Origin of the sequence: Vibrio sp. OPT18 (assembly GCF_015163615.1) — a bacterium.
Taxonomy (GTDB): domain Bacteria; phylum Pseudomonadota; class Gammaproteobacteria; order Enterobacterales; family Vibrionaceae; genus Vibrio; species Vibrio coralliirubri.
Genome location: NZ_JADDYK010000075.1, coordinates 1 through 21,980 on the forward strand (window position 1 = coordinate 1; position 21,980 = coordinate 21,980).

A 21,980-nucleotide genomic window follows, 5' to 3' on the forward strand; every position below is an offset into this window, starting at 1 on the left:
CTTTTTCGCTTTACCCATGTCACCACCGTTCTAACTATCACAAAGGTTCAGATCACGGGACTTGGAAAAGGTTCAACTGATTTAGGCAACAACGCCATTAGAAGGCATAAATTGAGTTAGGCATTAGCGATCAAAAAAGAAGTGCAATCATGTTTGCTATCAATAAGTTAGCATATTTTTAGAGTACACTTCTTTTTGCTCATTAATCTGAATATAAGTACATTATTTAATTAATACTCTCAATTGGGCGGTATCAGCTACCAAGTGATCACTCTGGTTGGCATGTTTGAAGCGACTGCGGGTTCGGATTTAGGCTTTAAGCACAACGGTATTTATGCGGAAGCGGCATGGCGTTTACCTATTCGTCGTAATAGCTGGGCGATTACCCCATCTATTGGTTACGCCTACAACAGCGAGCGTTTGAACAATCATTTATATGGTGTGAGTTCAGCTGAAGCGGCAAGAACTAACTTAGATGAATTCGATGCAGACTGGGATGGTCAGTACTTTATTGGTTTAGGTGGCTATTTACATGTAACCCCGAATGTTCGAGTGACCGGTGGCGTTCGTTATACCAACCTTGAAGGTGATATAGAGAATAGCCCAATACTTGAAAGTGGTATCAACATGGCCGCGAACGTCGGTGTGGCTTACGTTTTCTAGTTGCTTCGGTTTTTCTCTTTGTGTGCGAACATTAAAAAAAGGGTTACTCATGATGAGAAACCCTTTTTATTTATGCGAAGTACAGGCCGATTATTATAATAATCAACGCAAGGAGAGGCATTGGATGGTTAGATTTAGCACTCATCAGCTTAATCCATTCACCACCAAGCTCTTCACCTAGTGGTTTAAAAACCTTTCTGCTTCATATCTTAGAAAGTGAAACCAGCTTGTAGACCTAGAGTGGCATCACTGCCTAGGTTCATGCTGCCTGAGCTGAAGTCGTACCAATCGAAACCGACACGCGCCATAAATTTCGAGTTACCAAACATTGGTTGCGCTGACTTAAATTCAGCACCGATGCCGTAAATTGCGCCCCACTTGCTATCTGAATACTTGTGAGTGTCTGATTCGTCTGCATTAGCCCATGTTGATTTAGAATTAAAGTTTGAGTAAGCAAGACCAACCTTACCGTAGATAGCAAAAGAGTCATCGAAGCTATATTTATACATTGGCGCTAGAGACATTTTGAAGTGTTGGTAATCGCCCTTGTACTTAGTTAGGTCGCCGTTTACGTCTGAAATAACATCGCTGCTGTCTGAGTCGATGTAATTCATCGTTGATTCTAGATAAAAGTTTGTATCAAGAATTTGTGAACCAACAGTGAATTGTGCGCCTGTGTCGTCTTCGTTAATGCCAACGCCGCCAAGTACGTACATTTCGTTAGCTGCGAAAGCTGAAGTAGACATGATAGCTAGTGATGCAAGGATGAATTTTCTCATTTTGTTTATCGCTCTGGTTAATAAATTTCGGGGAGAATTCTAGCTATCTTATTTAAAATAAAAAACACCGTTCAAAATCGAGCGGTGGTTTTTAATTTGTATTAAAGGTTTCGAAGTGGAATTAACAAAGATGAATGACCTAATTGCTTGTAAATACTAGGTTTGTGTTCGTTGGTTAATGGGCGATATCAGAGAGATTAATTGGAAATGGTTCAATATTTAATATCTTATCTTTATGATTCATTCGCGTTTTCTGTATCTGAAGTACACTTTTTATCCACATCGCTTCATAAGCCCCGTTTTCTGTTTGTGTGTGAACATTAAAAAAAGGGTTACTCATCATGAGTAACCCTTTTTCTTGAAACTTTTAAAAAAGTTATCGCTGATCTATTAACGTATTAAGCGCTAAAGATTTGAGATAGCTCTGTCGCACATAGGTGGTACTGACGAGGACAGTTGCGCCATGTTGTTAGCATGCGACGGTACTTCTCTAGCATTGGCATTTGGCTATTGAAGTGGTGATCTGCTTTGTCGAATTGAGGGTAAAGACCTTCAGAATCAACAAGGAAACGCACGTAATGTACGATCTGCGCTTCAGAAGCGATATCAAAACCTAAGAACTGCAGGCGACGTTGGTCTACTTCAGCACGTTCTTGTTCTGCAAGCATTTTGTTCGATTCTTGCATTGCATGGTACATCTCCATGATGTCGATAATTTCGCGACATTCTGCTTCAGTCAAACAACCAAACTCTTTGTTAAGCTCACGCATTTGGAGTTCGTAACCACGTTCTACAATCGTTTGTAGACGTTGGTATTTAGCGGAGTTCTCAGGATCCATTTGAGACATTAGGTAGTATTGATTTGATAGAATTAGACGCTGAGCATTGGTCATTTCCATGGGAGGAGCCTCACTAAAAAACTAAATGTTGTATTCTTTTGTTGCAGTAAGAGTAACAGCATTCCTACGAGTGGAAACATGATCTCAACACGGATTTAATATGATTTTTTGAATTGATAAACAAAAGTTGTAAAGAAAAGTGAAAGGATTGTTTGGCTCGAAAAGAAAACGCCCCAATCGAAATTGAGGCGTTTGAAAACACTATGAACGTAAGTCTAGATTAGTATTTTACGTTTGAATGGTACTGGCTTAGAACAGCAACAATCTCGTCCATTTTCTCTTTGCTTGGCGGGTTTGTACCTTCAAGAGGGTAATCAAAACCAAGCGCTTCCCACTTATGTGCACCAAGTTTATGGTATGGAAGCAGTTCTACTTTCTCGATGTTATCCATGTCTTTGATGAATTCACCTAGCAGATGAGCATCTTCAGGCGTGTCCGTGTAGCCAGGGACAATCACATAACGAATCCAGGTTTTCTTACCAATTTTGTGCAAGTAGCGCGCAAAATCCAGAGTGCGTCTGTTTGATACACCAATGAAATCGTGGTGAATCTCATCTCGCATGTGCTTAAGATCGAGCATCACTAGATCAGAGGCTTCTAGTACTTCGTCAACCACTTCAGTGTGCTTACGAATGTAGCCATTAGTATCAAGACAAGTGTGGATGCCTTCAGCTTGAGCTGCGCGGAAAAAGTCACGAACAAACTCAGGTTGTAGCATCGCTTCACCACCAGAACAAGTGATACCACCGCCTGATGCTTTCATGAAATGACGGTATGATTTTGCTTCGTTGATGATCTCTTCGACCGTTACTTCCTTTCCGTCATGAAGATCCCATGTATCACGGTTATGACAGTACATACAACGCATTAAGCAGCCTTGAAGAAACACAATAAAGCGGATACCAGGGCCATCGACAGTACCACAAGATTCGAATGAGTGAATGCGACCAGTTGTAGACATGAGCTATTCTCGTAGAGGAATTTATACCGTTTATTTTATTACAAAAACGGTACATAAAATAGGGTCAAATGGTAACGAGACCTTTAAAAATAAAGGCAATCACCTGTGAAGATGATTGCCTTTATTAAACTTGAAAAGTAAAGGACGAAAGCCCTTACTAGTGGCTAGAAGAAAGCAAACATTGTGATACCGCCAGTGGTGTACACTGCCTCTTTCGCTTCTTCGTAATCCGGTGTTTTTGCTGTTAGCGCAAAAGAGGCACCAACGTATTGGTTATACCAAGCGACACCCAATACAGCTGTTGCTTGAATGTTCTCTAAAGTGACATCGTATTGTTCTGGATTCGGCCAATTATCTTCGATTTCAGAACGATCGCCTTCGATAGTTAGGTCGTTGAATCGGTAACGACCTTCAAGGCCTGCATAGGTAAACCAACCAGCGTTTGACGCACCGATCATGCCAGGTTTGAATGGGTTTTCTGTGGTGATGTTAGCTGCACCAAAGTTACCGCCCAAATCCGTACCCCAACGGAACATAAAACCAGTCGAGATATCACTTCTAAAGTTACCGACGTTGATTTCTGAAACGTTAGAGATTTCGTAGTCAGTATTCGCAATAGCTTGATTACGCATTAAGTTGAAATGGCTTAGGTAACCAACGCTTCCCGCCCACTCATCATCGACTTGGTATTCCCAACCCATAGGCTCATCCGATTTAGTGATCGAGTGAACTAGCTTTTGAGCGTCTTCTGAAAGTGCGCGTTCGCCCGTGGTACCAAACGTGATATTAAAACGCTGGGCTTGCTGTGGGTTTAAGCTGATGTAATTGAATTCAGTGTGTAGGTAGCCTGCGTATGGGCGATCATTAGCCGATGGCGTTTCTAACTCAATGTCAGAAGGCGTATACATCTTGTGGCCAATGGTGATTTCCCACTTATCTAGAGAGCTTGCGCCCCAGTAAGAAAGGCTCAGTGGTTTTACCCAGTTATATGGCGTAATACTTGATGATGTGTAACCCAGAAATAAGCCGTTGGTATAGTCTTGGTCGACACCAAAAATACCATCATTATCTAAAGCAAAAGTCAGCGTAGAACGCTCAGAGGCTAAAGATGAGAAAGAGAGAAGAATCAGGGGTAAACAACGCAGGTATTTCATGGAGCAGTTACTCTTAAATTATGAACCGCGATATTACCGTAATTTGACAGAATTTGTGGAAAAAAAGTGAATGGCAGGGTGCTTTTTTGCTCAACCTAACATTTCGCGGGATAGGTGAGTGTAGTGCGATTTATTTCAGATATAAAAAAGCCCCGCACATTGGCGAGGCTAATGTTATTTACTGTCTATTGAGCGTGAGCTTATAGAGACTCAGTAAATGTACGTGCGATTACGTCAGCTTGTTGCTCTGCAGTTAGAGAGTTAAAGCGAACAGCGTAACCAGATACACGGATTGTTAGCTGAGGGTATTTCTCAGGGTGCTTAACTGCGTCTTCAAGAGTTTCGCGGTTAAGAACGTTAACGTTAAGGTGTTGACCACCTTCAATGCCAGCTTCGTGGTGGAAGTAACCATCCATTAGGCCTGCAAGGTTAGCACGTTGACTGTCTTGTTCTTTACCTAGTGCGTTTGGCACGATAGAGAACGTGTAAGAGATACCATCTTGTGCGTCAGCAAACGGTAGTTTACCTACAGACGTTAGTGAAGCTACAGCGCCTTTCTCATCACGACCGTGCATTGGGTTTGCACCAGGAGCGAAAGGAGCGCCAGCACGACGACCGTCTGGAGTGTTACCTGTTTTCTTACCGTAAACCACGTTAGACGTGATAGTAAGAACTGACTGTGTAGGGATAGAGTTACGGTAAGTCTTAAGCTTACGGATCTTGTTCATGAACGTAGAAACTAGTTCACAAGCAATATCATCTACACGAGAGTCGTTGTTACCGTATTTAGGGTAATCGCCTTCGATTTCGAAGTCAGTTGCGATGCCATCTTCGTCGCGGATTGGTTTAACAGTCGCGAACTTGATTGCAGATAGTGAGTCAGCTGCAACAGATAGACCAGCAATACCACAAGCCATAGTACGACGAACGTCACGGTCATGAAGAGCCATTAGAGACGCTTCGTAGCTGTACTTGTCGTGCATGTAGTGAATGCTGTTTAGTGCAGTCACGTATTGCTTAGCTAGCCAGTCCATGAAGTGATCTAGACGGTCCATTACTTTATCGTAATCAAGAACAGCGTCAGTCATTGGCACTTCTTTAGGACCAACTTGCATCTTAAGTTTTTCGTCCACACCGCCGTTGATTGCGTAAAGCATTGTTTTCGCAAGGTTAGCACGAGCACCGAAGAACTGCATTTGCTTACCAACGATCATTGGAGATACACAACAAGCGATAGCGTAATCATCAGACTCAAGGTCAGGACGCATTAGGTCATCATTTTCGTACTGGATAGAAGAAGTATCGATAGATACCTTCGCACAGAAACGTTTGAAGCCGTCAGGTAGTTGCTCAGACCAAAGAACAGTGATGTTTGGCTCTGGAGAAGGACCCATAGTGTATAGAGAGTTTAGGAAACGGAAGTTCGAACGCGTTACTAGCGTACGACCGTCGATACCCATACCACCCATAGACTCTGTTGCCCAGATTGGGTCGCCAGAGAATAGCTCATCGTACTCAGGAGTACGTAGGAAACGAACCATACGCAGCTTCATTACGAAGTGGTCGATCATTTCTTGTGCTTGGTCTTCTGTGATTTTGCCAGCAGCGATATCACGCTCGATGTAGATGTCTAGGAAAGTCGAAGTACGACCTAGAGACATTGCAGCACCGTTTTGAGATTTAACAGCAGCTAGGTAGCCGAAGTAAGTCCACTGGATAGCTTCTTGAGCTGTTTGAGCTGGCTCAGAGATATCGAAACCGTATTTCTCAGCCATTTGCTTGATTTGACCTAGAGCACGATGTTGCTCAGAGATCTCTTCACGCAATTGCATTGTTGCAGAAAGATCTTCGCCGTTCTCGAAACGCTCTTGTAGAGAAGCGAATTGAGCAGCTTTATCTTTCATTAGGAAATCAATACCGTAAAGTGCAACACGACGGTAGTCACCAATGATACGACCACGGCCGTAAGCATCAGGAAGACCAGTCAGAACACCAGACTTACGACATTTTAGGATATCAGGAGTGTAGATATCGAAAACGCCAGCATTGTGTGTTTTGCGGTATTCTGAGTAGATTTTTGAAACCATTGGGTCAAGAGTTTCACCGTATGCTTTACAAGAACCTTCAACCATACGTACACCACCGTTAGGGATGATTGCACGTTTTAGTGGCTTCTCAGTTTGTAGACCAACGATAGTCTCAAGATCTTTCTCAATGTAACCTGCATCGTGAGCAGTAATGGTAGAGATAACAGAAGTATCGAAATCTACAGGTGCTTTAGTTGCGTTTTCCTGTTTGATACCTTCCATTACCGAAGACCAAAGCTTGTTAGTTGCTTCAGTACCCTCAGAAACTAGGAAAGACTCGTCGCCTTCATACGGCGTGTAGTTCTTTTGAATGAAATCACGAACGTTTACTTCGCTTTGCCACTCACCTGCAGCAAAATCTTCCCAAGCTTTAGCAAATTGCTCTGCCATGACATACCTACCTTTTTAGTAGAAAAAATACGTACATTAACACTGTTGAGCCAGCGCCCCTCGTAAGGGTAGTACACTCTTATTAATAACAATATATATGAGCACATAAGCGTCATATGGTTATATATATTGTCACTACCTTTTATATGTTGTCTTTACTCTATGTATTCAAGACTACGCTAAAAAATTTCTGCAAACCTTAAACTAAATCAATAAATGCCAAAAAAAGTTGAAAAAATTTGAGTGACAGGGGTTGCCACCCAAACTTTTTTTTAATCCTAATACTACTTTTGTGTAGTAAGGACCATTATAGCCAAGCTTTTAGGCCATATTGACTTTCTAGCATACCAACTGCAAGCATTGCTACTAGACAGATAACTAAAACGCCAACTGGGATAACAATCTTATCTACAAATGATAGACGCTTCGCACGCTCTTTATCACCAATTAGACCGTTATTATCTAGAAGCATAGTCAGTGCCCATGCTAATACTGGGTTAACAACCGCTGAACCGAAGATACAGATACCAGCCGCTTGAGAATCTTTAGAATCCTTAACCATTTGCATACCCGCTTCAAGTAGAGGCAGAGATACACCTACAAGTAGCGCAACACGCATCACTGGTGGCCATACTGCTACGTCCATTGGGAAACCAAGAATCGCAACAATAATACATAGAGAACCAAGCAAGATTGCGCCGCCAGGAATTGGACGTTTCGCGATTGCTGCTGGGATCATGTACGTACCCCAAGAAGATGTGATGTTACCACCACCAACCGCTGTACCCACCATCTGACGAACAGAACACATAGTCATTGTGTCATCTACGTCCATTAGTACTTTTTCAGAACGTTTAGGGTAGTTAAGTTCTTGGAAGATACGGTGACCTAGGAAGTCAGGTGACCACATTGCTACAGCAAGGATTGCAAATGGTAGAGATGCAATGAAGTGTTCAACGTTTGGCAAGCCAAGCATCCAACCTTCAGAAGTAGAACCCCACCAGTAAACTGGGTTTAGGTTTGGAATGCCCATTTCAGTTTCGAATACGATGTCGAAGCCAGCACCTAATACTAACGCAATAGCAAGGCCTGTGAATGCACACACCGGGATAGCTAACCAACGCTTGTTCACTTTTGCTAGGAAAGCGTAGATAGCAATAGTAATAGCAAGAACGATTAAACCAACGTAACCCATGCTGCCCGCTTCAACAGTAGAAGATTGAAGACCAACCGCCCATTCTTGAATCGAGTTGATTTGGCTCATGGTACCCGTTAGGCCTAAGAAGATAAGCAAGCCACCCGCAGTACCTTCCGAAGTAAGGTTAACCAGCTTGGAGCCGCCTTTTAGGAAACTTAGGATTAGACCGAAGACACCGATAAGGATTGCCAATGCAAGAGGGTGAGCACCAGCGAGAGCGATGGTACCAATAAGAGGAATCATTGGGCCGTGGTTACCGGCAAGGTTTGCTTTAGGGTTAAAGAAACCAGAAGCAAGGATACAGAACAGCAGTGCAGGGATAAGCATTTCTACACGAGCGACTTCAATCGCAAACTCTTTACCAAGGTTTACGTGATCCCAAGCTTGAGTTAGGCCATCAGCCCAAGACATCATTACTGCAGAGTACATCGCGATGATACCAATGGTACCAGCAAGTGCAGGAACAAGGTCTTCAAGTTCAAAGCGGAAGTCACGACCTGGAAGGTTTAGACCGAAGCGGCGAGGCTTCATGATTTGCAGCTCGTGATCTAGATAATCTGAGCGGCTCTCAAATTCAGAAGCAGGGCGGTGTAGCTCTTTATAGCTTTTCTCTTCTACTTCAGAGTTCGCATTGTTCACAACGTCTGACATAGATTCCTCATATTTTATGTTAGTAATTCTAAAATTGAATTCTATAAGTTCGCGTAATTGCGTTATTTCTTAGTTATAACTCATTAACATTATGTTGCACGAATTTGATGTGCTTTATGCAGCTAAGTTAAAAGAAATGTTTGGCATTTTTAATGCCTTATTCTTTGCTGAGGAGTCTAACAAGCTTACCCTTTAGGGTGATTGATCTTGATCACTTTATGAGTTTATGTGAAAGAAAGCTACAAAACGCAGCGGTTCATTAACTTCCCATTGATAAATAGTGTAATTTATTTTCACAAGTCGACCTAAATGTCGTTTTGTCGCAATTTTCACCCTTTATAACTACGGGTGTTAACGATTGGCTTATTTCTTGCTTTATTTTCGTCAGATATTTAATTTTTGGCGAGCTGTTGCCACAAACAGGACGGAAATCGATGAAAAAAACACAAATGTTGCCACTAGCGGCAATGATCTCAGGACTACTGGTTGGTTGTGGCGGCGGAAGCGGCGGCGGTGGTGGAGGAGCTCCCGCAGACAATGTAACGCTAGAGTTCATACAGATGTACACATCTCCGTCAGTACAAAGTAGTTGTACTTTATTCAAAGTTGATGACATTAATAGTCCTACACAGTACACGTATGCCAAAGTTGCTCAAGACTTAGTGGTATATATCCATGACGCTGAAGGAAGCGTAACAGATACTTTGAGTCCTAATTCATCGGGCAAACTCACCATCAACAAAAACACGATGGATGACGAAGGTTTTGTTACAGTTTTAGATTCACCTGGCGAAACTGATTACTTTTACAAAGCACTATCCATTCAAAAAGAAGCTTTGGAAAGTCAACTGATTAAAGTGGGAAGAAACCAAGGTAATGTAAGTTGTTATACGGGTAGTCAAGCCAGAAATACGGTTAGCGGCGATGTAATCGTGTCTACTATAAATGCGCAGGCAGATAGTTACCAATATCTCTCGACTTTAGGAGATGACTCAATCACTCCGTCAAATTCGGTAACCGTCACCGCTTATGATAATGAGCCAGTTTTAGTTAAAGGTTACTTCTCGGGTGGTTTAAATGGGTACAGTTTTGTCGATTCGATAGGCGCTTCATCATCTATTGCTGAGTTAGAAGGCTTAGATACATCATTTAATTGGTCAAACCAGTTATCGACTCAGTTATCTTCATTAACTATCAACGTAGATCAAGATGGTTATAACTATGAGTGGTTTAAGCCAGACACAGCATCTGTCGAAGCATTCGAAATATCATCTCTTATTTCGCAACGTTCATTCATTGCAACGGGCACGTTGTCTTTGAATTGGGAATTCCACATTTCAGGAACTTTTTCGGATACTTTGGATGTGAATACATCAGATAGTTTGACTATCTTAGATGTATCTCCAAATGTGTCTCAATCGGGAACAACAGATATCATTGAAATTACAGGTGTGAGCTCAGCAGAGAGACTAGTTGCCAGAGGGAAATATACGCAAAGTTCAACAAGTCCAATAAAGACACTAGAACACATTGTAGTTTCTGAGTTGAACAATGGGCGAATTATAATTCCTGAACTTGGCTTAGCTGATTTAGCTCCTCAGTCTCCGGATTCATTATCAGTAACCGTATTTGAGACGGGTATCCTTGAGGATTCAGTAGTTCAAAGTTTAGTTAGTCAATATGAAGATGTTGATACTGTAGCTTCGGTAATAGCACCAGCAGATAGAACGAAGCACACTTATAATGTAACAGTTTCAGAGTATATGTCGGTGACAAGGTAATCGATGATACTTAGTTAACAAAAATAAAACATAAAAGCCCCGTCAATCGGGGTTTTTTTATAGTCCCTATTCATGCAATTGAGAGGAAAACGCTACCTTTTGCATAATAAGTCAGACTGAATCGCTATTTATTCTCAAATGACAGGTTAATAATTTGTTGCATGTTGCTCCGTTGGGTGCTAGTTTGTATCGCATGAAAAGGTCGGAGTACCTTGCATTTTCACAAACTTGGGAGAGAAAGCGCATGAAAGATGTACCAGCGCTGGACATAAAGGATCTACACAAAACGTTTGGTCAAAATGAAGTTTTAAAGGGAATTTCACTTTCTGCGCATAAAGGCGATGTAGTATCGATTATCGGATCTTCAGGGTCGGGTAAAAGTACTTTTCTTAGATGTATCAACCTTTTAGAGACACCTACCGCAGGCGAGATTTGGGTTAATGGCGAATTAATTCAAATGAAAAACAACCGCCAAGGTGTTTCTGTTCCTGCCAATGAAAAACAAGTACAGCGAATCCGTTCTCGTCTGGCAATGGTTTTTCAGGGTTTCAATCTGTGGTCTCACCTGACCGTTCTCGAAAATGTTATCGAAGCGCCTGTTCATGTCTTAGGCGTACCTAAAGCACAAGCGATTGAAAATGCAGAGCTACTACTGAAGAAAGTCGGCCTGTATGAGCGTAAAGATTACTATCCGGGTCATTTGTCTGGCGGCCAACAACAACGTGCGGCAATTGCGCGAGCGCTAGCGGTTGACCCTGAAGTTATGCTGTTTGATGAACCAACATCGGCATTAGACCCTGAGTTAGTCGGCGAAGTGCTTGGTGTAATGCGCGATCTAGCAGAAGAGGGCAGAACCATGCTCGTGGTAACGCACGAAATGGCTTTCGCACGCGACGTATCTAACCATGTGATGTTCTTGCATCAGGGTCTAGTGGAAGAACAGGGCGATCCAGCTAAACTGTTTACGGAACCTGAATCTGAGCGTTTACAACAATTTATCTCATCTATTTACTAATCAGAATTGAAATGCCGTTGCCAAGGTAAACAGCGACGGTGTGAACAATAAAACACAACAAGTAAGTTAATCAGTAACAACAAACACAATATTAAAACTAGCAAAACATAAAAACCTAAATCACAGGAGTAGGGATATGAAAAAGTGGTTATTAGTCGCGGCACTTGCTGCAACTGCTGCAACGGGCGTAGCTCAAGCAAAAGAATGGAAAACAGTACGTTTCGGTATTGAAGGTGCTTACCCTCCATTTAGCTGGACAGAAGCTGACGGTTCACTGAAAGGCTTCGATGTCGATATGGCTAACGCGCTTTGTACTGAAATGCAGGTGCAGTGTAAGATCGTTGCACAAGATTGGGATGGTATTATTCCTTCTCTACTTGCTCGTAAATATGATGCGATCATCGCGGCAATGTCTATCACGGAAGAGCGTAAGAAAAAGATCGACTTCACTGGTAAATACGCACTTATCCCAAACAATTTCATCGCTAAGAAAGGTGCAGGCCTTAACTTTGATGATCTAAGTGGTAAAAAGATTGCCGTTCAACGTGCAACAACGCACGATAAGTACCTAACAGACAACTACGGTGACACAGTAGAAATCGTTCGTTACGGTTCATTCGATGAAGCTTACCTTGATCTAGCTAACGGTCGTGTTGCTGCTGTACTGGGCGATGCATCTGCTCTAGAAGAAGGCGTGCTGAACAAAGCTGGTGGTGAAGACTACGAGTTTGTTGGTCCATCACTAACAGATCCTAAGTGGTTCGGTGAAGGTTTTGGTATTGCTCTACGTAAGCAAGACAAAGATCTGACTAAGCAATTAGATGCTGCAATCCTTTCACTACGTGAAAAAGGCATCTACCAAGAGATCGCTGCTAAATACTTCAACTACGACGTATACGGCGAGTAATCTCTAGCATCACTTCTTAAGGGAGAGGTTCTCCTTTCCCTGTCTTACCAACTTTTTCGCAGTTCTGTTGGAATTCATTATGTTTGATTTACAAGGATATGAAGCGTCGATCCTGAAAGGGGCGGTGCTCACAATCGAAGTTGCCTTGCTGTCGCTAATTTTAGCTATGGTTCTTGGTATGCTAGGTGCCTTAGCAAAACTAGCGCCTTATCGCTGGGCTCGTGCTATCGCAACCCTCTACACAACCGTTATTCGAGGCATTCCTGATCTCGTCTTGATGATGCTGATTTTCTTTGGTGGACAAATCCTTTTAAACAACAGTTTGTATTCCATCAATGAGTGGCTCAATGAGTGGTTCACATCAAGTGATCCTAACCACGAATGGACCGCTTACTTACCAGATTATATTGATGTCAGTCCATTTGTTGCTGGTGTCTTAACCATTGGATTCATCTTTGGCGCTTACATGGCTGAAACCTTCCGTGGTGCGATCATGGCGGTTGATAGCGGTGAAATGGAAGCAGCAAAGGCCTATGGCATGGGACCTGTTCTAGCGTTCCGTCGTATTCTATTACCGCAAATGATTCGTCACGCACTACCGGGTTTTGGTAACAACTGGTTGGTTTTACTTAAAACTACCGCGTTGGTTTCCATTATTGGCTTAGAAGATATGGTACGTGTTAGCGCACTGGCGGCGGGTTCAACCAAAATGCCATTTACCTTCTATATGACAGTGGCGATTATCTTCTTATTCTTCACCAGTGTTTCGACGGGCTTACTTAAGCTGGTTGAACGTAAATTCAGTATCCACGCGAGGTAGTTATGGACTTTTCATTGATAATTGAAAGCCTACCGATTTACCTTGGTGGTTTATGGACAACGGCTTGGATGGTTTGTGTCGCTTTGATTATTGGCTTATTCGTCGCCATACCATTAGCGATCGCTCGTAATAGCCCCAATATGCTGATTAACGCTCCGGCTTGGTCATTCATCTATTTCTTCCGTGGTACGCCGTTATTGGTGCAGTTGTATCTGATTTACTACGGTATGGACCAGTTCTTCCCAGTAAAAGACACGCTTTGGGAAAACGCTTGGTTCTGTGCTCTAGTAGCATTCATTCTTAACACATCAGCATATACAGCAGAGATCATTCGCGGTGCCATTAACGGCTTACCTAAAGGTGAAGTTGAAGCAGCAAAAGCGTACGGCATGAGCACACCAAAGACTTACCGCCGCATCATTTTGCCAAGTGCTCTACGTCGTGCACTGCCGGCTTACAGTAACGAAGTTATCTTCATGCTTCACGGCTCTGCGGTAGCTGGTATCGTAACCATTATGGATCTAACGGGTGCTGCCCGTTTGGTTAACTCACGTTACTACGCACCATTTGAATCGTTCCTAACAGCAGGCCTGTTCTACATGGGATTAACGTTTATCATCATTGCGATTTTCAAATTCGCAGAGAAACGTTTCTTAGCTTACTTAAGACCACTTAGCTAATCATACGTTACAAATCATAGTTAAAAAAACGGCGCTTCTATAGCGCCGTTTTTAATAGCATTAAATAAGTCGTGTGCTTTTGAATTCCACGAACTTTCGAGAAGCTACATCCCAACGAAATAGTTATCTTGCTTCAAATTAAACTCACGCATTCATGAGATTGATTGCTTTAGGTTTGGCGATAGATAGACTCATCGAAATTTTGTTGTTGTATGGAATAATGATGAAAAAGAGTTACTTACTGTCGAATTTGGTTGTTTGTGTTATCGCGTTATCACTTTTAGGATGTGGAGGTGGTAGTGGCGGTGAAAGTGCCCAAACTGGTTCTGGAGGTTCTGGAGGTTCTGGAGGTTCTGGAGGTTCTGGAGGTTCTGGAGGTTCTGGAGGTTCTGGAGGTTCTGGAGGTTCTGGAGGGGAAGGTAATGAAGGCGGCGGAAGTGGCGAGCCTGGTATCACTCCGGTTCCACAAACTGCTGTTCAAAAGGCGTTGTCCACAGGTGACGCTTCTTATGTAGCAGACTCCAATGAATTCATTGATGCAAGCCAAGCGTTAGTTACTGAATACAACTCGAACTACAACCACATTAAGCAAGCTCTATCACAAAACTCTGATGGTGAGCCTTTACGCAATCTTCATTGGGATCCAACACACGATACGGCAATTATCTTACCAACTTATGGTTTTAACGATGTCATCTTGCAAACCAATAAAGCGATGCAAGATGGGTATTCCGACCAAGAGCTTGTTATTGGTATCGCGGGTTATACGTCAGATAACAGTCGCTATGCAGCATTGGCAAGTAACCCGTTTCGAACTAAGCAACGCTTTCCAGATTCTGTCAACGAAGAGATGTATATTTGGCTAGAAAACTTGGTTAAGTGGGCTGCTGATAATGATTCACCACAAAATGTCGTATTAGCTCAGCTCGATCAATCGCATTATTTTCCTGACGACCAAGCTACGCGCAACTGGTTGACTAGCAATATCAATCCTTCAATGGTTATTAATGCCGACAATACTTGTGATGGCGGTAAGTTGAGTCAATGCATTGAAAACAATAACCCTGATTTACTGGTTTTGTCTCAAAAGCTGAATGATGGTGATGACATTGAAGATGTGATTACGGGTTTACGCTTGGCGTTCAATAAAAATATACCAGTGTTATATCTACACCTTGATGGCGGCATGACGGACTTAGGTAACGCGCTATTTTCAGAAATGCACATGACTTACGTTGGCGACAACTATTGGCGTAAGCTCGGTTTATCGAACTGGGATTCTACACAGCTGATAGATCGAATGCCGGATAATATTGTTCAACAACAAGCTCTTTTTCAGCGACTGAAAGACAACAGTTTTACCGTCGATCTGAATTCGTGTGAGGATAAATCTTGTCCTGACGATTCCAACATGAATGAAGAGTTCTATGCCGCTGCGAACAGTATTCGTTCACACCTAACGACTCTTGATAGCAAAAAAATTGATCTGTTTGCAACCGATGATTATGAATATGAAAAGCTGTTGCTGCTACTTGCTGATCATTATCGTCAAGACGTTCAGTACCCAATGGGTAAGGGCGTGACAGAGAGAATTGATTTTCTTCGTTCTTATTACAGTGATTACGCGACCTACAACAGTCGCGTGTATAACGCGGCGCAACCAAGTCTAGGTAACTTTAGTACCAAGAGTTTTGAAAACGTACCGCTCGTCACCAAAACAATTGCCTTTGAGTCCAAGAGACACTTTCGATCAGCTGGAGTGTACGCATTGCCAGGTGAGACGATTAAGGTGACTCGTTTGGACAGTAATGAGGTGGCGACATCGATAGCATTTAATACCCTACGTAGTGGCGCGACTCACGAATTTTCGGGCGATGATGGCTATGCTAGGCCGAAGTTTTTGACCTCAGTAACCTATCCAGTGAAAACAGGAGAGACGATTTATCTGACTTCTGCTTATGGCGGAACATTACAGGTTCATTTTGATACCAATGATATTGATGTTGAACTGCGTTTTGAGAATGTTGCTCAACACCCTGTTTGGCGAAGTGAAGCCGACAACGACAGTTTTGTTGCCCAGCTTGAAGAAGGAAAGTTTGATTGGGCCGAGTTGGTTACACCTGGGTTCGAAGTCCATTCTAAACTAGACAAGATGAAAGAGTCTATCAATGCCTCAGATTGGGCGCAGCCGCATGATATCGCACTCGCCACTGAGCGTTATGTACATAACTTTCCTCATGCGCTTGCAGGTTTTAGAGGTCCTGGGATTGATGAAATTACTGAAGTACATCAATACGGTGAGGCAAAGGGCTGGGAAATTGCGACCATTGATATCGTGAAGCACATGAATGCCGATCAAGCGAACTGTGGTTACGGCTGTTCAGGAAATCCTTACGATGCTTACTGGTCTTTTCACCCATTAGGGCATGGTGATCTTCACGAATTAGGGCATGGCTTAGAGCGTGGTCGATTTAGGTTTAGCGGTTGGGATGGGCACTCTACAACGAACTACTATTCGTATTTTAGTAAATCAAAATATTATAAAGACACAGGAAAAATATCGTCTTGCCAAGGCTTAGATTTTAAAGGGCAGTATGAAGTTTTGCAGCAGAGCCGAACTCAACCTGACCCAAATGCTTTTATGGCAGCTCAGAATCAAACGGGTTGGAGTTGGGGAGCACGCATCTACATTCAAATGATGATGTTAGCTCAAGAGCAAGGCGTATTAGATTATGGCTGGCATATGTTAGGACGATTACACTTGATTGAACGTGAGTTTAATCGTTTGAAGTCGAGTGATGACTTGTGGGCCGCACATAGGCAAACCATTGGCTTTGACAGCTATACAAGAGATGATGCAAATCAGATCACGAACGACGATTGGCTGTTGGTTGCGCTGAGTTATGTCAACGAGCGCGATATGCGGAATTATTTAGATATGTGGGGCTTTAGTTTTACGGACAAAGCCAAACAACAAGTCGTGACACTGAATTTGCCACCAATGCCACTAACGTACTTCGCGAGCTCAAACCAAGGTTATTGTGTCGATGAGTTTGCCACAGCACCTATTAGTGTTGACGGGACAACCCCTTGGCCAACCAACTAATCTAAAAATAAATAGGGAGCATGAGCTCCCTGTTTTCTATTTAAACGTCGACCAAATTGGAGCGTGGTCTGACGGTTTTTCAATGCCGCGTAGCTCGTAGTCGATGCCAGCTTCAGTACACTTATCAGCAAGTTTCTGAGTTGCTAGGACTACATCAATACGCAGGCCACGGTTGTCTACGAAGCCTTTTGAGCGGTAATCGAACCACGAGTATTGATCATTCACTTCAGGGTGCAGCAAGCGGAAGCTGTCTACAAAGCCCCAGTCCATCAATGTTTTCAACCATTCGCGCTCTTCTGGTTGGAAAGAACATTTACCAGTTTTTAACCAACGTTTCGCATTAGGTTCACCAATGCCGATGTCTGCGTCGATAGGGCTGATATTAATGTCGCCCATCACAATCACTTGCTCATCTTTGTTGTGATAGTCGTTTAGGTAAGTCATTAAGTCTTTGTAGAACTGGCGTTTGTACGGGTATTTTGTTTCATGCTTGATGTTATCCCCTTGAGGGAAGTAGCCATTTAACACGGTAACCTTTTCACCATTTTCATCTTCAAACGTCGCCATGATCATGCGTTTTTGATGATCTTCATTATCTGTTGGGAAACCCTTCTGCACAGAGATAGGCTCTTGCTTACACAACATCGCCACACCGTAGTGTGCTTTTTGGCCGTGAAAGTAAACCTTGTAGCCCATTGCTTCAACATCAGCAATTGGGAAGGCTTCATCGTGCACTTTTATCTCTTGCAGACCAATCACGTCGGGTTGGTGTTTGTCGATAATAGCTTGCAGTTGGTGAAGGCGGGCTCTAAGGCCGTTGATGTTGAAGCTAATTACTTTCATTTGTTTTTATACCTCTCGTAAACCTTTGTCACTGCTTGTCTTTAAAGGTTTTTGATTTGGTGGATTTCATGGTTCATCGTATTTAACCATGCTTAATAATTTCTGTCGCCACTTTGTAGAGACAAAATGGCGACATTAAATGATGTGAATACTTACAGTTACGCAGAATCTATTGAGTCTTTAGTAAATCCAAAAAGAATGCGTATTCGAGTGCGTCTTCTTTTAGTCGTTTAAATCGACCAGAAGCGCCACCGTGACCAGCTTCCATATCTGTTTTGAATAGCAACACGTTGTTGTCTGTTTTCATCTCCCGTAACTTTGCGACCCATTTCATTGGCTCAAAGTATTGCACCTGTGAGTCATGCAGGCCCGTCGTTACCAACATGTTCGGGTAGTTTTGAACCTTAATGTTGTCGTATGGTGAGTACCCCAGCATGTAATCGTAGTAGGTTTTATCGTTTGGGTTGCCCCATTCGTCATACTCGTTGGTGGTTAGAGGAATCGATTCATCGAGCATGGTTGTCACAATGTCTACAAACGGAACATGTGCACCAATGCCACGGTACAGTTCTGGTGCTTGGTTGATGATTGCTCCCATTAATAGACCGCCAGCAGAGCCACCAACGGCGAACACTTTATCCTTAGCGCCATAGCCTTCTTCAACAAGCTCTTTGGTTACATCAATAAAGTCGTTGAACGTGTTTTGTTTGGTCAGTTTCTTGCCATCTTCATACCAAGGGCGACCAAGCATTTCTGAACCGCGGACATGTGCGATGGCATAAACAAAACCTCTATCTAGTAGGCTTAGGCGAGTTGAGCTGAAGGTCGGTTCGATGGTAGAGCCGTAAGACCCATAGCCGTATTGGTAGATTGGGTTAGTGCCGTCTTTCTTAAATAAGTCTTTACGATAAACCAAAGACACAGGAACTTGCTTACCATCGCGGGCCGTAACCATGATTCGCTCTGATTGGTAGTTATCCGCTTCGAAATCACCTAATACGGGTGTTTGCTTCATGAGCTCGGATTCACCTGTACTTAGGTCAAAATCATAGTAAGTACCTGGCGTGGTTAAGCTGCTGTAATAGATACGAACTTTTGAGTTATCTAATTCATAGTTACTCGTTAGGTAAGCGGCAAATGCGGTGTCGTTAAATTCAAGTGGGAACTCGTTGCCTGTTGAAAGTTGGCGAACTTTCACTGTAGACAAGCCATCCGCGCGTTGCTCGTAGACAAGATGGTCATCAAACAACTCGAAATCAACAAGCTGAGTATTATCGTCCGCTGGGATGACATCGACCCATTTTGAGCGGTCATGCATCTCTTCGGCGGTGACTTTCATTAAACGGAAGTTGACCGCTTGGTAGTTGGTGTAGATGTAATACCAATCACCTAGCTTAGCGATGCTGTACTCTATGCCTGTCTCTTTTGGGTAGAAAGCCTCAGCTGTAGCCTTTGGGTTGTTGGCATCTATGACTGAAACACCGCTGGTTTCTGTGCTCGAGTGCCAAATGTAGACCTGTTCACCATCTTTGCTTTTACTCAAAGAGGTGTAGTAAGCGCTATCGGTTTCTTCGTAGATTAACTCATCGCTTGCCTGAGCGGTGCCTAAAACGTGGCGATAAACTTGATAACCCAGCAATGTTTGTGGATCTTTCTTGATGTAGTAGAAGGCTTGGTTGTCGTTTTGCCACGCGATTGCACTTGAAGCGCCTTCAATTTCATCTTTTAGGTATTCACCTGTTGTGAGGTCTTTGATCTTGATGGTGTAAATTCGGCGGCTTAGCGTATCTTCGCCATAGGCCAACAAATTTTCGTCTGGGCTGATCGTTAAGCCACCAATACTGAAGAATTCATGCTCTTTTGCTAGCTCGTTAACATCTAAGATGACTTGCTTGTCTGTGCCTAAAAAGTTTTTTTCACGCAGGTGAACTGGGTATTCGTTGTCACCTGTGACCTTATTCGAGTAGTAGTAACTGCCTTTGCGAACCGGTACCGAATTGTCGTCTTTGGCGATCCGGCCTTTGATCTCTTCAAATAATTGTTTTTGTGCTGCTTCTGTATGTTTCAGCACTGTATCTGCGTACTGATTCTCTTGCTCAAGTTGTTGCAAGATCTCTGGATCTTGGCGTGCATCATCGTGCATCCAATAGTAATCATCGATTCGGGTGTCACCATGAATCGTCATTGCGTGAGGGACTTTCTTAGCAACGGGTGCTTGGGTTTGCTGAGCGACGAGTTGTGATTGAGAGTAGTGGTTCATGGTTGAGATTCCTTGATTGCTGCATCCGGCGACAAGCGCTATTGATACGGCTAATGTGGTTAAAGCGATACGCATCTTTATATCCTTAGTCTGTACCTTACTCGTTTTAATGCCAGCATCCTTGGTTGTGAGAGTTCAGGTACGTTGGTGTTCTTCCAGTGATATTATTTATAATTGGATTCTGGATATGCACCTTCATCGTAAGTGTCTGTTATTGTTTTCAAAAAATCAAAGCAATGTTAAATGAAATTACTGATACGTGAGAGTGTAAGGAATAATGTGCAACAAAAAAGGGACACACTTTTCAGTATGTCCCTTTTCATTATTGAGCAGGATTCGAGCTTTACGTTAAATAGCCAATGGCATTTCGTTTGAGTGGTCTGGTTTACGATTAACCCAACGTAAACCAAGCATAGCGATGAATGACATTGCAATCATCAAGCAACCTAGTGGCAGTTGGTCTTGAGCTGGGAAGAACGATGCCAATAGTGTTGCGATGCCAGCACCTAGGTTCTGCATACCGCCTAAAATCGCACCTCCAGTACCTGCGTGGTACGGGAATGGCGAAAGCGCCCCTGTTGTTGCTGCTGGGAATAATATGCCAGCGCCCAAGAAGTAAATGGTTGCACCGCCAATTAAGGTTAATGCTGTTGTTTGACCAAACAGACCCGGTATCAATACCACTGTTGAGCCTACCAAGATAGCTATTAGACCAACATTCAGTGCGCGGCGCTCAGAGCGACGTTGTGCGATGTAACTAGATAAGCCAGCACCGACTAAGTAACCCGGAATAGGCAAGACAAACAACAAGCTTACTGTCGTTGCCGGTAAGCCAAGCACGCCACCAAGCAACACACCTGCCGCTGCTTCAAATACGGCTACGCCAGCAAATGTTGCGACCAATACCAATAAGAAACCTTGGAAACGTTTATCAGACAGAACGAACTTGTAGCTGTTGGCAACCGATTCATGCTTGCGTCGTTCTTTCGGCAGTGTTTCCATCATGCTCGTCATCATAGTGATCACAACAGCAATACCAAACAGCGCAAGGAATAAGTAGCTAGAACGCCAACCGAAAACTTCGGTTAGGTAACCACCCAGTACAGGAGCCATCAATGGTGAGAAAATCACACACATGCTAATCAAGCTGTTTGCACGGTGCAGTTCTGCGCCTTCAAAACAGTCGCGAGTCAATGTACGAGACATCGCACCACCACAACCGATGCCCAAACCTTGGATAAAGCTACCCGCTAAGAACCATTCATATTCGTGAGCGAACAATGCTACCAAAGTACCGATGATGTAGATGATCAAACCAATCACGATGATCGGTTTACGACCTAGGCGATCAGAAAGTGGACCGTAGACAAATTGCGAAAGACCATAAGGGATCAAGTAACACGCCATCACCGCTTGCAGTGAAGATGCCGAAACTAAGAACTCACCTGCCATATGACCGATAGAAGGCACGTACATCGTTTGAGTCATTTGACCTACGGCAGTCAGAATAGCGATTAAAAAGGTAAGTTTCGCTAATGGAAACGAGGCGGACATTTGCGTATCTCTCCAAAAATTAAGACGTAAAAAGCCTTAGCGCTCCATTAAGGAGAGCCAAATGAATAAAGTGATCAGGGAATCTAGGCGCGAGATATTAGAGCTTGATTGCAGGCTTAGCAATCAAAAAGTGTGAAGTTGAGCAAGATAAAAATCTATAACTTGGATTATAAAAACTAATCCGAAATCGCGGTATTTTAAAGAGGGAGAGGGTGGAGTGGGCTTCCTTTAA

At 43.1% G+C, this 21,980-nt stretch carries 15 protein-coding genes and 1 pseudogene; 7 read left to right on the forward strand and 9 right to left on the reverse strand.

The features are described 5' to 3' along the window. Positions 1 to 237 precede the first annotated feature (237 nt). A pseudogene (locus IQQ51_RS19515) lies at positions 238 to 663 on the forward strand (MipA/OmpV family protein); the annotation flags it as partial. Between the two features lie 209 nt (positions 664 to 872). Here IQQ51_RS19515 and IQQ51_RS19520 read toward each other — a convergent pair. From IQQ51_RS19520 to IQQ51_RS19545, 6 genes are all read right to left on the reverse strand, one after another. After that, positions 873 to 1,442, reverse strand: coding sequence for an outer membrane beta-barrel protein (locus IQQ51_RS19520; protein ID WP_193841880.1), 570 nt, complete (start codon positions 1,440 to 1,442; stop codon positions 873 to 875). Between the two features lie 398 nt (positions 1,443 to 1,840). Continuing rightward, positions 1,841 to 2,341: a YfbU family protein gene (locus IQQ51_RS19525; protein WP_017066932.1), complete on the reverse strand. Its 501-nt coding sequence runs from the start codon at positions 2,339 to 2,341 to the stop codon at positions 1,841 to 1,843. Positions 2,342 to 2,561: 220 nt separating this feature from the next. Next, positions 2,562 to 3,302, reverse strand: a complete 741-nt coding sequence (pflA, locus tag IQQ51_RS19530; RefSeq protein WP_010437353.1) for a pyruvate formate lyase 1-activating protein — start codon at positions 3,300 to 3,302, stop codon at positions 2,562 to 2,564. 164 nt (positions 3,303 to 3,466) lie between these two features. Further along, a complete protein-coding gene (locus IQQ51_RS19535) occupies positions 3,467 to 4,456 on the reverse strand; it encodes a lipid A deacylase LpxR family protein (protein WP_193841881.1) in 990 nt (329 codons plus the stop codon). 200 nt (positions 4,457 to 4,656) lie between these two features. Further along, on the reverse strand, positions 4,657 to 6,933 hold the full coding sequence (gene pflB, locus IQQ51_RS19540) for a formate C-acetyltransferase (protein ID WP_193841882.1): 2,277 nt from the start codon (positions 6,931 to 6,933) through the stop codon (positions 4,657 to 4,659). 307 nt (positions 6,934 to 7,240) lie between these two features. Further along, complete coding sequence (locus IQQ51_RS19545) at positions 7,241 to 8,782, reverse strand: DUF3360 family protein (protein WP_019820901.1); 1,542 nt, start codon at positions 8,780 to 8,782, stop codon at positions 7,241 to 7,243. 434 nt (positions 8,783 to 9,216) lie between these two features. On the opposite strand from IQQ51_RS19545, the gene IQQ51_RS19550 reads away from it, so the two are divergent. From IQQ51_RS19550 to IQQ51_RS19575, 6 genes are all read left to right on the forward strand, one after another. Further along, positions 9,217 to 10,563: a flagellar sheath protein A gene (locus IQQ51_RS19550; RefSeq protein ID WP_193841883.1), complete on the forward strand. Its 1,347-nt coding sequence runs from the start codon at positions 9,217 to 9,219 to the stop codon at positions 10,561 to 10,563. Positions 10,564 to 10,807: 244 nt separating this feature from the next. Continuing rightward, on the forward strand, positions 10,808 to 11,578 hold the full coding sequence (locus IQQ51_RS19555; protein ID WP_004736532.1) for an ABC transporter ATP-binding protein: 771 nt from the start codon (positions 10,808 to 10,810) through the stop codon (positions 11,576 to 11,578). A 136-nt stretch (positions 11,579 to 11,714) separates the two neighbouring features. Beyond that, the gene (locus IQQ51_RS19560; RefSeq protein ID WP_193841884.1) at positions 11,715 to 12,485 is read left to right on the forward strand and encodes an ABC transporter substrate-binding protein; all 771 of its coding nucleotides are present in this window, start codon (positions 11,715 to 11,717) and stop codon (positions 12,483 to 12,485) included. A gap of 79 nt (positions 12,486 to 12,564) precedes the next feature. After that, complete coding sequence (locus IQQ51_RS19565) at positions 12,565 to 13,305, forward strand: ABC transporter permease (protein ID WP_017066929.1); 741 nt, start codon at positions 12,565 to 12,567, stop codon at positions 13,303 to 13,305. A 2-nt stretch (positions 13,306 to 13,307) separates the two neighbouring features. Then, positions 13,308 to 13,985 (forward strand): ABC transporter permease, encoded by a 678-nt coding sequence (locus IQQ51_RS19570; RefSeq protein WP_017063494.1) that lies wholly within the window; start codon positions 13,308 to 13,310, stop codon positions 13,983 to 13,985. Between the two features lie 223 nt (positions 13,986 to 14,208). Beyond that, a complete protein-coding gene (locus IQQ51_RS19575) occupies positions 14,209 to 17,091 on the forward strand; it encodes an ImpA family metalloprotease (RefSeq protein ID WP_193841885.1) in 2,883 nt (960 codons plus the stop codon). Between the two features lie 36 nt (positions 17,092 to 17,127). Here IQQ51_RS19575 and xthA read toward each other — a convergent pair whose 3' ends face one another. The 3 genes from xthA to emrD form a co-directional block, all read right to left on the reverse strand. Continuing rightward, positions 17,128 to 17,934 carry an exodeoxyribonuclease III gene (xthA, locus tag IQQ51_RS19580; RefSeq protein WP_010437369.1) on the reverse strand — a complete coding sequence of 269 codons (807 nt, stop codon included), beginning with the start codon at positions 17,932 to 17,934 and terminating at the stop codon, positions 17,128 to 17,130. Between the two features lie 169 nt (positions 17,935 to 18,103). Beyond that, the gene (locus IQQ51_RS19585) at positions 18,104 to 20,194 is read right to left on the reverse strand and encodes a S9 family peptidase (RefSeq protein ID WP_193841994.1); all 2,091 of its coding nucleotides are present in this window, start codon (positions 20,192 to 20,194) and stop codon (positions 18,104 to 18,106) included. A 348-nt stretch (positions 20,195 to 20,542) separates the two neighbouring features. Next, on the reverse strand, positions 20,543 to 21,748 hold the full coding sequence (emrD, locus tag IQQ51_RS19590; RefSeq protein ID WP_050634852.1) for a multidrug efflux MFS transporter EmrD: 1,206 nt from the start codon (positions 21,746 to 21,748) through the stop codon (positions 20,543 to 20,545). Positions 21,749 to 21,980 lie beyond the last annotated feature (232 nt).